The organism is Candidatus Aquicultor sp. (assembly GCF_054640775.1).
In genome coordinates this window covers 1-13,313 of the sequence record NZ_JBTSLF010000076.1, presented here as the reverse complement: position 1 = coordinate 13,313, position 13,313 = coordinate 1, and the positions used below count along the sequence as shown (strand labels likewise).

12 protein-coding genes are annotated in these 13,313 nt (G+C 49.2%); all 12 read left to right on the top strand.

Annotation, left to right across the window (positions count from 1 at the left end; genetic code table 11):
- On the top strand, positions 1-359 hold a 359-nt coding region (gene flgN / locus ACYC56_RS07755; RefSeq protein WP_461373608.1), incomplete at its 5' end, for a flagellar export chaperone FlgN.
- Positions 360-373: 14 nt separating this feature from the next.
- Positions 374-1,774, top strand: coding sequence for a flagellar hook-associated protein FlgK (flgK, locus tag ACYC56_RS07750; protein WP_461373607.1), 1,401 nt, complete (start codon positions 374-376; stop codon positions 1,772-1,774).
- 12 nt (positions 1,775-1,786) lie between these two features.
- Positions 1,787-2,683, top strand: a complete 897-nt coding sequence (gene flgL / locus ACYC56_RS07745; protein ID WP_461373606.1) for a flagellar hook-associated protein FlgL — start codon at positions 1,787-1,789, stop codon at positions 2,681-2,683.
- Between the two features lie 147 nt (positions 2,684-2,830).
- Positions 2,831-3,313 carry a flagellar assembly protein FliW gene (gene fliW, locus ACYC56_RS07740; RefSeq protein WP_461373605.1) on the top strand — a complete coding sequence of 161 codons (483 nt, stop codon included), beginning with the start codon at positions 2,831-2,833 and terminating at the stop codon, positions 3,311-3,313.
- A gap of 30 nt (positions 3,314-3,343) precedes the next feature.
- Positions 3,344-3,592, top strand: coding sequence for a carbon storage regulator CsrA (gene csrA / locus ACYC56_RS07735; RefSeq protein ID WP_461373604.1), 249 nt, complete (start codon positions 3,344-3,346; stop codon positions 3,590-3,592).
- Positions 3,593-3,801: 209 nt separating this feature from the next.
- Entirely contained in the window at positions 3,802-5,232 is a 1,431-nt protein-coding gene (locus ACYC56_RS07730) for a flagellin N-terminal helical domain-containing protein (RefSeq protein WP_461373603.1), read from the top strand.
- A gap of 54 nt (positions 5,233-5,286) precedes the next feature.
- The gene (locus tag ACYC56_RS07725) at positions 5,287-5,589 is read left to right on the top strand and encodes a flagellar protein FlaG (RefSeq protein WP_461373602.1); all 303 of its coding nucleotides are present in this window, start codon (positions 5,287-5,289) and stop codon (positions 5,587-5,589) included.
- A 1-nt stretch (position 5,590) separates the two neighbouring features.
- Positions 5,591-7,000, top strand: a complete 1,410-nt coding sequence (gene fliD / locus ACYC56_RS07720; RefSeq protein ID WP_461373601.1) for a flagellar filament capping protein FliD — start codon at positions 5,591-5,593, stop codon at positions 6,998-7,000.
- Between the two features lie 19 nt (positions 7,001-7,019).
- Positions 7,020-7,388, top strand: a complete 369-nt coding sequence (gene fliS, locus ACYC56_RS07715) for a flagellar export chaperone FliS (protein WP_461373600.1) — start codon at positions 7,020-7,022, stop codon at positions 7,386-7,388.
- Positions 7,389-7,711: 323 nt separating this feature from the next.
- A complete protein-coding gene (locus ACYC56_RS07710; protein ID WP_461373599.1) occupies positions 7,712-9,538 on the top strand; it encodes a glycosyltransferase family protein in 1,827 nt (608 codons plus the stop codon).
- A complete protein-coding gene (locus ACYC56_RS07705) occupies positions 9,520-12,375 on the top strand; it encodes a tetratricopeptide repeat protein (protein ID WP_461373598.1) in 2,856 nt (951 codons plus the stop codon). Before ACYC56_RS07710 ends, ACYC56_RS07705 begins: the two co-directional genes overlap by 19 nt.
- Before the next feature lie 615 nt (positions 12,376-12,990).
- Positions 12,991-13,218, top strand: coding sequence for a helix-turn-helix domain-containing protein (locus tag ACYC56_RS07700; protein WP_461373597.1), 228 nt, complete (start codon positions 12,991-12,993; stop codon positions 13,216-13,218).
- Positions 13,219-13,313 lie beyond the last annotated feature (95 nt).

The following is a 13,313-nucleotide window of genomic DNA, read 5'->3' as shown; positions in this document are numbered from 1 at the left end:
ACCTAGTCAAGGCGACGGAGCAGATGATGCGGGTTGTTCGCGACCTGGAGAAAAAACGGCTCACCCTTATGAACGTAGGTACTGACAGCAGCGTACCCCAACCAATCCCCCAGCTCTCAACGATACTGAAAGATTTTGATAAACAAACGGCCGACAAGGCCGTAGAACTTAAAGACCAGATGCTTTCGATAGTCGAAGACCTCGGCGAGACCAACAAGACTAACGCCGAGCTTCTTAGGCGAAACATCGGCTACATCAACTTCCTCTTCAACGCGATCATGCGAGATGAAAGTCCGGTGTACGGTCAAAAGCCCAACCCCCAAGGTGTAAACCCTAAGTTGTTTGATGGAAGGGCATAAAGAGGTGTTATAGGATGGATGGATTTTTCGGGATAAGCATTGCCAGAAGAGCCCTAGAGGCAAGTCAATATGGGATGGACGTCACGGCACATAACATTGCCAACGCAAATACGCCTGGCTATTCAAGGCAGCGCGCGATTCTTGCGGCGACCCCATCGTTCCCCTATCCAGGCTACAATAGGCCTATGCTACAGGCCCAGCTTGGTACCGGCGTCGAGATAAAATCGGTCGAGAGGGTGCGAAGCAGCTATTTTGATGGGCAGATCAGAAAAGAGAATCAAGCCCTGGGTGGCTGGGAAGTGAAAGACGATGTGCTCAAGCAGGTTGAGTCGATACTTAACGAGCCCTCAGAGGCAGGCCTTCAGAACATCATGGGTGAGTTCTGGAATGCCTGGCAGCAGTTGAGCAAGAATCCGGAGAGCCTCTCGGTGAGGACCTCGGTAATAGAGATGGGGCGCACGCTTACATCGACGTTCAACCAGTTGGATGCGAAGCTCAGCCGTCTGCGTGATAACTTGAATGACCAGGTCGCGGTAAAGGTCGATGAGGTCAATAACATAGCCGATAGGATCTATTCGCTCAATAACGAAATCATCAGAATACAGACGTTTGGTGTAGAGCCAAACGATTTGAAGGATGAACGGGATAAGCTGATTGATGATCTCTCGAAGATAGCCGATATCACGGTAGGCGAACAGGATTCGGGAGCCGCACTAATATTTTTAAACGGCCGGCAGTTGGTAAGCGAGTATTCGGCAAACCACATACAGACTACGCCCAATGGCCTCAACAGCGGCTATAACGATGTGACATGGGAAGCGGACGGTTCGGCGGTCACATTATACGGCGGGGAGATCAAATCGTTGGTCGATTCGCGAGATGTGACTATCCAAAAGTACCGCGGTGAACTTGATACGTTGGCATCCACCTTGATAACCGAGGTCAATAACCTCCATGCGACGGGTATTGGTTTAGACGGCACTACCGGTTGGAACTTTTTCACAGGGACCGGGGCCGCGGATATCGCCTTAAGTGCTGATGTCGATGACCCAACACACGTGGCGGCGGCAACGGATGTAGCGGCTATACCTGGGGATAATTCAAACGCCCTGGCTATCGGTAAGCTAAAAGATACGCTGCTGACGATCAACGGTAACAACGTCACGATGAATGATTTTTATCGATCAACGGTCACAAATCTCGGTATCGAATCCCAGGAATCAGGCAGGATGATTACCAACAGTAAGCTCTATTCCGACTTGATAGAAAATCACCGCCAATCTGTCTCCGGTGTCTCACTGGATGAAGAGGCGACGAACATGATCAAGTATCAGAGAGCGTATGAAGCGGCGGCACGGGTTATCACGATGCTTGACGACATGCTCGATACTTTAATTAACAGGATGGTGAGGTAGGAGGTGATCTAGGTGAGAGTAACAAACACAATGCTTGGGAACACGATCCTTAAAAACATATCGGCTTCTTACGCTCGAATCGAGCGAAGTGAGGACCAGTTATCATCGGGTAAGCTTTACAGGCAGCCATCGGATAATCCTGTCGCAGTACACCAGTCGCTCGGCATAAGGGTTTCCATAAAGGAGACCGAGCAGTATTTAAGCAATATCGGTGATGGTTTGCAATGGCTCAACACGGCCGATATGGCCCTTAGAAATTCCACCGATCTGTTGCTGCGGGCAAAAGAGCTTGCGGTAACAGGTGCTAACAGTACGAATACCCAGACTGAGCTGAATGCGATAGCCACTGAGGTTGATCAACTCCTGACGGAGATGGTTAGTGTCGGAAACACTAACATCGCCGGCAGGTATATCTTTGGCGGCAACCAGACAACGGTTGCACCGTTTAGCGAAGCAGGCGGGCCGCCGGCAACAACTATTAACTATAATGGCGACTCGAACGTGATCAACTACGAGACCGAAAAGGGAGTCAATGTTTCGGTTAACTTACCGGGAGATGCGGTGTTCAAGGGTTCAACCGATGTATTTCAGACCTTAATCACCCTGCGTGACGATTTGCTTGCTGGCGATTATGCCGCCGTATCGGCTGATACGAGTACTATCGATGATGCGCTTGGCATGATTACCGACGCGTTAATGGTAGTCGGGGCAAAAACAAACCGGCTCGAGATGACCCAGAGCAGGTTAGAGGATGATAAACTCGGCCTGACAAAAGCCCTCAGCGGCGTTGAAGACGCCGACATATCCGAGGTCATCACAAAGCTTAAGATGGATGAGAACGTATACCAGGCGGCCTTAATGGCCGGCAGCACGGCGATGCAAAAATCGCTCATTGATTTCTTGAGGTAGCGCTATCTAGCGTTATGTAAGTAAAGGTTTTTAAGCCAATAACTAGAGTGTTTTAAAAGCACTTTGTTAGGGTTACTATTAAACGAGCAAAGGAGAGAAGGAAGCAAACAGGCACGAGGTATAGCCTGCGGGGGCTTCCGGAGCATTATGGTAAAACTTGCTGAGAGAACGAGCACTAAGAGGATTCAATTTACGACTACGAGGTTTGGCCAAGTCGAAATCGATGAGGCGAACGTAATTCGTTTCGTCGATGAAATCCCCGGATTTCCAGAAACGGAGCGGTTCATCCTTATTCCTCACAAAGAGGATAGCCCCTTTGCCTGGCTTCAGTCCGTGGACGCACCGGACGTTGCATTTGTCGTGACCGATCCATGGCTGTTTTTTGAGAATTACAAGCCGACCGTAAATGAGATCGACCTGGAGAAATTAGAGGTTACTGAAGGAGCCGACGACAGCTCCAACGAAGGCTGGGTCATGCTGTCGATACTGACTATTCCGAAAGATCCGAAGAAGATGACTGCCAACCTTAAGGCGCCGGTTATTATTAACACTAGAAATAACACGGCAAAACAGGTTATCTTGTCTAGTGAGGACTATACGACCAAGCACCGTTTGTTCAACAAATCTTAATTGGTTGTTTCATAAATCTTAGGAGATGCAATGCTGGTTCTTACCAGGAAACTTAACGAGAGTATACATATAGGAACGGATATAGAAATCTTCGTAGTAGAGATCAAGGATGATCATGTAAAGATTGGGATCAAAGCCCCAAAAGACGTCCCGGTACATCGTGCGGAGATCTATAAATCTATTCTCGAAGAGAACAGCCTCGCCGCATCGACCTCAGAAGCGGCCCTGCAAAACTTGGGTGAATTACTACCTGAGAAACCTTCACAGCAAGACCCATAATTCTTAAGAATTTCCTCAAATCTTGTGCAGAAAAACTAATGGCCTGACGATAACAACGTTAAGGCCATTTTTGTTGTGGAAGGCTTTCCCTTAAACCGGCCGGATAAGGTAGGCTTTCCATGATAAGAAACCTAAGGCAAGGATGCCTAAGACAGATGGGTTGAAGATCACAAGATCGGAAACTCGAAAACTCAAGGAGGAATTGAAAAATGCCATTAGTAATCAACACGAACATTCAGTCACTGAATGCTCAAAGAAACCTCAGTAAGACACTTACCCCACTCCAGACAGCTATGCAGAGACTCTCTTCAGGTTTGAGAATCAACTCAGCCAAGGACGACGCGGCCGGTCTCGCTATCGCTGTGAGGATGGACGCACAGATGAAGGGTCTTAACCAGGCCGTCCGTAATGCAAACGACGCGGTTTCTCTTGTACAGACCGCTGAGGGTGCTATCGACGAGATGACCAACGCAATGCAGAGGATTCGTGAGCTGGCTGTCCAGTCGGCTAACGCCTCGAACACCGCACTGGATCGCTCCGCAACCGACAAAGAGGTTCAGCAGCTGGTTCAGGAGATCGACCGTATTGCGACCCAGACCCAGTTCAACAACCAGACGCTGCTTGATGGCACACTTGGTTCCAAGGCGTTCCAGGTTGGTGCGAATGCTGGTCAGACAATTAACGTATCGCTTACCCAGGGCCTGCGCTCAAGCCAGATCGGCCAGATCGCCTCGGCTACCGGTGGCTCTAGCGTTACCGCTAACGCCCTTGCAGACGGTGGCGTTACCATCGCTATCGGTACCGGTACAGCTGTTTCAATCGGTGCTTCTACTGCAGGGACGGGCGCCGGCCAGACCTCTGACAGCGCCTATGCTAAAGTTCAGGCAATCAACGGTTCAGGTGTTGCCGGTCTTACCGCTACTGCTCAGAACTCAGTAGCCAGCACATGGACGGCTATAACTCCTGGTGCAGGTGTTGCGTACGACCTCACTATCAACAATCAAGCTATCTATACCAACTTTGATGCCACTGTAGCCGGTCCGACAGGTGCAGAGGTTGCAGCACAGGTTAACCTCTACTCAGCGACGACCGGTGTTTCCGCTAGCTTCGCGGCCGGCAGTATTACTTTCAGCACAGCCGATGGTCGCAATATCAACATAATGGAGGATACCACGGCTGGCGAAGGTCTACAGGCCGCTGTTGGTGACACAGTTGCCGTTGCTACAAGAGGCACAATCACCCTTTCGGCGTCCGAAGATATCACGATGACCGGCGCATATGCCGACCTCGGTTTTGCAGCGGCCACCATCATTAAGGACTCGACGACGCTTTCAAGCGTTAACGTTAACACGGTTACCAATGCGAACGATACTATTAACCGCATTGACGCAGCCCTGAACGTTATCTCGAACATGAGAGCCGATCTCGGTGCTGTTATGAACAGGTTCCAGTCGACAACGTCGAACTTGCAGAACGTTCTTGAGAACATCACAGCAGCGCATTCACGAATCATGGATGCCGACTTTGCGGCTGAGACTGCGAATATAACAAAAGCGCAGATTCTGCAGCAAGCTGGTATCTCGGTATTAGCTCAGGCTAATTCACTACCACAGAACGTGTTGACGCTGCTCAGGCAGTAATCAATTGGAGGGAGAATTGGGGGCGGCCCTTAGGCCGCCCTCTCTTCAAATAATATGGAAGTAAAACTGACGGGTTTAATAAAACCGAATATAGCTGCAAGCAAAAGCGCACAACCTTCTGAGCCAGCCCAGCAAAAGGGTCAAGCCCCAGAGGTCAAGGTATCTAAGCAAACAGCACCTGAAGTTGCGATAAATAACAGCAAGGCTGTCTTTGCTATCCAGAATGAGAAGTATGTAGTCATCCAGTTTCTTGATAAGGAAGGCCAAGTAGTAAAGCAGATTCCGCCAAAGGAACTCATAAATGCTTACGAGCGCCTTCAGGAAAGTATAAAGCGTAACTACGATAAAGAGGCGTAAAATGGGATTAATAACTTCGGGGCTTTTCTCCGGCATCAATACCGATGATGTAGTCACCAAGCTTATGCAGGTCGAGCGTCAGCCGCTTACCGCGCTGCAAAAGAAAGAGGCCGATTATGGGGCAAAAATAAGCAGCCTCGGCAACTTGTTATCATCGCTCACAACATTTAAGAGTTCTATCACTGCGTTAAAGGATAGTAGCCTCATAGGCATGAAGGCTACCAGCGGTGACACGGCTGTCTTTACTATGACTACGGATACGAGTGCTTCGGCGGCCAGCCACAGCATCAAAGTTATCAACATTGCAGCTGCCCAAAGCATCTACTCGACGACATTTGCCAATACAACTGATCTTGTAGCCGATCTGTCGGTAAACGCTACACAGAAACTGCAGATTCAGGTTGGCAGTGGCGCTACTTTCACAATAACGGTCGATTCAACGAATAATACACTTACGGGAATCAAGGACGCCATTAATAAGGCCAAGACGGATGTTACCGCGTCTATAGTAAACGATGGAACGGGCAATAGACTTGTCCTGGCTTCTAGCAAAACAGGTGTCGTAAACAAGATTGCCGTAAAAATCGATGAAGATAACGATGGTACATACGAAGAGAACCCAGATGATCTCGATATGACCGGTTTATCGACGCTCGCGTTTAATCCTACCTACGATGGCGCCACCGGGCTTGTTAACGGTGGAACCGCGAACTTGTCGCAATCACTTATACCAAAGGACGCCTCTCTTGAAGTTGATGGGCTTGCGGTAACGAAATCCTCGAACACGATATCCGACGTTATCGCCGGCGTAACTATTACCTTAAAAAAGGATTCAGGTGGCAACAACATCAATCTTGATGTAACGAAGGATAACGATTCATTGAAAGCAAAAATCAACGCGCTTGTAAGTGCCTATAATGCATTGATGAAAACGGTAAACGACATTCAAGGGAATAGCGTTCAAAAAGGAGTTCTGACTGGCGATAGTACGGTAAGGACTTTAGCATCTGCCGTCAAAGGAGTTACTACTAATACATATAACAACAGTTCACTTACACTCTTGGGCGTGACGCATGATAAAAGCGGTGTTCTGACCTTTGATCCCGCAACATTCGATAAAGCATTGGCAGCCGATGATCAAAGTGTTGTAACAACACTCAATAAAATGGCGGCTGCTCTTGAACCGACCCTTGATACATACATAAAAACCGCTATTCCAGATAAGCAAAAAGGTTACAGTGCAACTACTAAATTGCTGGCCAAGAGAGAAGAAGAGATGCAACGTAGGCTCAATAAAGTCGAGTTAGATCTTAGGAAGAAGTTCAATGATCTTGACTCGATCGTACAGCGGCTTCAGGGCCAGGGAAATTATATGACGCAACAGTTCGAAGCAATGAGCGGCAATAAATAAATAGGAAGGGACAGATAAGATGAATACAGCTTATGCGCAAAACGCATATACTGATACAATGGTAGCAACAACCGCAAATCCACTAGATCTTATCATACAGCTTTACGACGGCGCTATAAGCCGTCTCAACAAGGCAATATTCTGCATCAACCAAGGCAATATAACTCAAAAGATTCAGTATATAACGAGAACGATAGCTATTATCGAGGAGCTGCTTGCATCGCTTGATATGAAAGCGGGCGGAGAAGTGGCAGTAAATTTGCAAGGCCTGTATGTTCATATGCTGCAAGAGCTTACTATCGCAAATGCAAACAACGATGTACAGAAGATTAAACAAGTAGAAGAGCTTTTGAAAGAGTTAAGGGGCGCATGGAAGGAAATCAGGTAGGAGTAGTACAAGGGCTCTCACTGATGAAGCCCTTGTTATAACAGCCGGCTGCTTTAGAGGATTTCTGAAGTAGTCGGCTTTTTCTTTGCAATTGGCTAGTATCGGTTACATACAGTTTTTCAGGATTGCATATCAGCATAATACCTGTTCACAGCGTTGTCTATCCGCATTGTTACTTTACAACGCCCCGCTCATGTTATAGACTCTTGCTAACTAAGGATTCAAGAGGCTTTCTTTTTTATTTATCTTTTATCTACAAGAAACACAGCAATAATCGCACGGCATTTTACCAATAGTTATAGTAATCGCAGAAGGGGTCGCAGGTGAAAGTCTTATATGTGAATTCAGGCCCGAGTCCGTTTCACGAATCGCTTGATCGGTATATCGATCTTACGCTCAGTGAGATGGATGTCGACTACCGGCTGTTTGATCTCACGGCGCATATCAAATTCTTCGATATCGCCTTCGACCACGTGCGACAAAGTTATGATATCGATTATTCGGCGGATTCCCTTCATACCTACGCCTCGGCGGCGCTTCTTCAGGTCGTGAGCGAATTTGAGCCCGATCTTGTTCTTACCATACGGGGTTCGTGCATCCCGGCGTCGATTGTGCGCTCGATAAAGAAGATGGGGGTCGCTACTGCGCTGTGGGTTGTCGATGACCCCTTCGAGATCGATTCTGCGCTTGAGTATGCGGGTGTGTATGACTATGTGTTTACGGTCGAGGCGAATGCGGTCGATGTATACCGGCAGTTCGGGTGTGCCAATGTGTTTCACCTGCCGTTTGCTGCGTTTCCGAAGGTGCATAAGAAGATGTCCGTGTCGCATTATGAGTCGGATGTTTGCCTGGTCGGATCGGGGTTGTTTAACAGGATCGAGCTTGTCGACGAGATCGCCGAGCATCTTGTTAAAAGCGGCTTGAAGGTGCGGATCGTCGGGCAGTGGTGGGATAGTCTAAAATCTTTTTCCAAGCTCAAAGACGTTATCTCGAACAAGGTCGTTTATGCCGCCGATGCGGCGAAGTATTATGCGGGCGCCAAGATCAATATAAACATCCACCGGTCGCTTGATGATGATTCCCATTATGATGGGAACAAGCGCCGGGTGATGGCGTTTTCGCCCAATGCCAAAACATTTGAGATCGCCGCGTGCGGGAGGTTCCAGCTAGTGGATACCTCCAGATCGGACCTCAGCAAATATTTTGATATCGGGCGCGAGATCGACGTATATTCATCGCCGGATGAGTTGGTCAAGAAGATCGGCCATTATCTCAAGAACGAGAAGAAGCGGGAAGAGATGGCGGGCTTGGCTAAAGAGCGGTGCCTTCATGGATACACGTACCGGGAGCGCTTGCAGTTTATCCTCGAAACGACGCTGAAAAAGGATTCGGCGAATCTTATCTCAGGCATTTTGCTCTCTGCAAACGGCAGCAATGCCTATATCCACAACAAGGATAATGCTTATTACCAGAAGATAAATAGGTCTATTATCCAGGCGGTTCCCTCGACGGCGAAGCGGGTGTTAAGCATCGGCTGCGGTGAGGGGCTGCTTGGCGAGATGTTAAAGTCGCTCGGTGTGAAGGAGGTCTACGGCGTCGAGGTGAAGGAAGCCGTGGCCGACCGGGCGAGGGGCCGGCTTGAGAAAGTCATCGTCGGTGATATCGAGGAGATCGAGCTTCCGTTCAGGAACGGGTTCTTTGATTTTATTATTTACGGGGATGTGCTGGAGCGGTTGCACGACCCGTGGAGGGTGCTTGCGAAGCAGCGCAGGTTTTTATCGGCAAACGGGCAAATCCTGGCCGCGCTGCCCAATACCTTGTATTTCCCGGTCATAAAAGACCTCTTGAAGGGGCACTGGCATTATGAAAAGGATGGGGTGCTCGATACGACAAACCTGCGATTTTTTACGCTGCGCGAGATCGTGCATATGTTCAGGTGGGCGGGGTATCAGGTCGAGCAGGTCGAGGGACTTACGAATGGCCTTACCGATTTTAATGAGGCGCATGCGTTTATTAAAAGGTTGAAGCCGCTTGATATTGTCCCGGAGAGCTTTGCCGCCGAGGTGCAGTATGCACAGTATGTGGTTGTCGCTAAAAAGGCTAAAGCCGATAGCAGGCAGGGGGCGGGTCTGTGTCTCGTGAAAAAGTAACGAGTATCGTTATATTCGCTTCCGACGGGCTTGAATATACCAAAGCTTGTGTTGAAAGCGTGCTTAAATATACCCGGTGGCCGTTCGAACTCGTTTTAGTCGATACCGGGGCGACTGATGGAACGGCGGCGTATTTCGACTCGCTTCCTAAGGCTAAAGTCATGAAGAACGAGGCGGGTTTGGGATTTGCGAAGCTCTATAACCAGGCGGTTAAGCTTGCTTCCGGGGACTATCTGCTCTTTTTAGAGGGTAATGCGGTAGTTACCGCAAATTGGCTTGATAACTTACTTGCCTGCATAGAAAGTGATCCCAAAGTCGGCCTGGTCGGACCGATGTCGAATTTGGCGGCGGAAGGCCAGGCGGTGCGGGTTTCATATGGTGCTTCGATTGTGGCAATGCACAAATTCGCTAAGAGATTTAACAAGCGGGATACGTCAAAGCATATTGAGATAGACGTGCTTGCCGGTTTTTGTCTTTTGGCCCGGAAGTCGGTGGTTGAGAAAATCGGTCTTTTGCCCGATGATGCGGGCACAAGCGGCCTCGATGATACCGGCTACTGCAACAGGGCGCAGTCTGCGGGCTTTAAACTCGTCCGTGCGGGAGATACCTTTGTTCATCATTGCGGCGGCTCCATAACCGGCGTGAGGCCGGACGGACCGTATGCTTTAGCACAGGCCGGTGGTTCGACCGCCGAGAATCGCGGTAAAAACAACGCAATCGGCACACACGAATTAATGGTCGTGAAACCGGCAATCGGTGCATTAGCGGAGCAAGAGGCGTACAGGGACCCGATCGAGGTCTATGCAGAGCGCTATATGCAGGAGCCATGGCGCTTTCCGGATAAGTATGTCGAGTCGCCCACGCTATCGTTGGTGGTGATCGTAAAAGATGATGAGGATACTATCGGACGCTGTCTCAGCAGTGCCAAGGATGTCGTGGATGAGATTATCGTTGTTGATATAGGGTCAACCGACCGCTCGATCGATATAGCCAAGGGTTTTGGCGCTAAGATCTTCTTCCATGAGCGGTCCGGCGACTTAGCACAGACCAGAGATGTGGCTGCGTCGCATGCGAAGTGCGACTGGGTAATGTATCTTAACGCCGATGAAGAGTTGGTGAGCGAGGATACGCTTGTTGTCAGGGAACTTCTTGAGGATTCGGAACGTGAGGGGTTTTTCTTTAACCAGCTAAACTTCGTTAGTGAGAACGATAGCATCATCGACCTTACCTTCCGGCTCTGGAGAAACCGGCCGGAATATCGCCAGAGCAGTACATCAACCGGACCCGTATTAGATATGTTGCATGGCTCTAATCTTAGCGCCGGTTTTGCGAGAATCAGGGTCAACCGCTATGCCTACAGAGGAACTGCTCAGGATAGGGAAGAGATAGGCCAGGATACCCTCACTATTCTTTTAAAAGAACTCGCCAGAAAACCTGAAAATACTGTCGCGAGGTTTAACCTGGGCAATGTGTACATACAGCGCAAGGATTATGAGAAGGCGCTTGAGACCTATAAAAAAGCGTTTGCTAATCTCTCAAGTCTTGATGTCGTGCATGCATCCAAACTTGTAAGGAACTTAGCGATATGTCTAAAAGAGATCGGTAGGTATCGCGAGGCGTTAAAGGTCTTAACGGATGCCAAAGAGGCGTACCAGGACTACACGGACCTGTTTTATATCGAGGGATTGATACAGGTGGAAACAGGGGAGTATGCCGCTGCGATCGCGTCGTTCGGGATGGCTTTGGAGGCCGGTCCGTCCGGCAGGATATATGTCAGCCATCCGGGCGTGGGTGGCCATGTAGCGGCCCATCAACTCGCCAAGGCATACCTGGCGATCGGGGACGAAAAGCAGGCCGTGAGTGAGTATAGACGTGCTCTTGAATACAATCCGCGATATAGCCCGGCGCTTGTCGAGCTTGGGTCGATATTGATGCGTCGTGAAGGTCCGGGAGGGTTGCGGCAATCCCTCGAATCATGTGTGGATATACGTGCTGACGAGGTGCTGTTGGCGTTAGCGCTGGTTTTCAGCCAGGCCGGTCATCACGAAATCGGGCTTGAATACCTGGATAAGATGACCGGCGTTACTACTGATCCTTCTCAGACGTCTCTGCTGCGGGGGCAGTGCTTACTCAACGCAAAACGCTACCGGGAAGCCGCTGACACCCTTGGGGATATCGCTGCTTCAAGCCGGCTCTATCCCAGTGCGTCCATGGACAGGGTAGTCTGCAACCTGCTTTTGGGGGACTATGAGGGTGCATACGCAACGATCGACTCGCTACCGGAGGGTGTCCATGACCCTATAAAAGAGCTATATCGCGCCTTAACCGATACCTTAAGCGGGCGCAAGGTGTCGATTGCAATCGAGGATAACCGTGAAGAGATGCAGCGGTTGGCCGTGGACCTTATGCGAAAATTGCTTGAGCTTGGCGAAACCAAGATATTTAAGAAAGCGGTAAAGCTGCTGGACAAGCTTGAGGTATCCCCCGGCGAGGCGAGCCTTTTCCTTGGCAAGATTTACTATGATGTCGGGCAGAACGATGTGGCGGTCGAAGAGCTGATCAAGGCGTACGAGGCCGGGTGTGCCGATGGCGAGGCGTTCTTTATTCTCGGGAGGGCCTCTTTGGGAAGCGAGTTTTATGAAGAAGCCCGGACATTCTTTTTTGAGGCGCTCAATAATGGAGTCGAAGAGATCACCCTTTACATATCCTTGGGGCGCACGTTAACAAAATTGGGTGAACTCGACGAGGCGATGGAAATCCTGGATGCGGGAGCCCAGAAGTATCCCGCCTCGCTCTTGATCGAGCAGGTAAGAGAGAGTGTAGGTGTTTTCGTATAACGTAATCGGTACGTGAGACCAAGCAGCTTGATCCTTGCGATCGCAAATTCTTTAAAAAAAGGTTAAGTCTTCTTCTCTGGTGCCGAAGATTGTACTAGGTTCAAAAATCTTTTTGTTGAAGAGGTTAGACGTGTCAGAAGCTCTAGCAAGGAACTTAGAACCAGAGGAAGCGAAGGAAAGGCATTTGACGTTGGCTGGACTGGAAACAGAAGCCAAGGAGCGCCGACCGATTGAGGCGTTCCGTTCCAATCAAATCGTAATAAACCTTCCTGAAGATCCCTCCGAGTCGAAAAGCTCCATCGTATTCTTCTCGTCGCGTATATAATTTAGCTTCCCAAAACAAAAAGTATGCCAAAGCATGGCAAGGCACTTGTCTGTAATTAGTTGCATACAAAACGATAGCAAACAATAGCAACAGATAGAAAACGATGATAAAAGCACACTAGTTACTGATAGGCTCTCAAAGTATAGCAAACGATAAAATAAGCCGGAAACACAATTTATCAGTTGCTATAGGACCGGATATTGCTATAAAATATACAAAGCCTTGCTTGCTAAGGAATAGGCATAAGGGCCGTAAGAGCGGCAAGCGTATCGGCAAAGCCGGAGGAGAAGATGAAGGGTAGAAGCGCCGAGATAATGACCACAAAGCAACTAGCCGAGTACCTGCAGATGAGCCAGATCACGATTTGCAGGTTGGCCAGGGAGAAGAAATTGCCCGGTCTTAAGATTGGCAAAGAATGGCGCTTTCAGAAGGAATTGATCGATAGGTTTATCGCTTCAGGCAGTAACTTTGACGAGGTCTTTGAAGGTCTTGAGGCAAGCGGAGGTGATCGAGGTTGATGTTGGATCAGTTGTTTTCGAACGACACATTTGTTTCACTGCAAAAAGGTCTTGACGCATCATCGCTCAGGCAGCGGTAATAGCAAATAATGTGG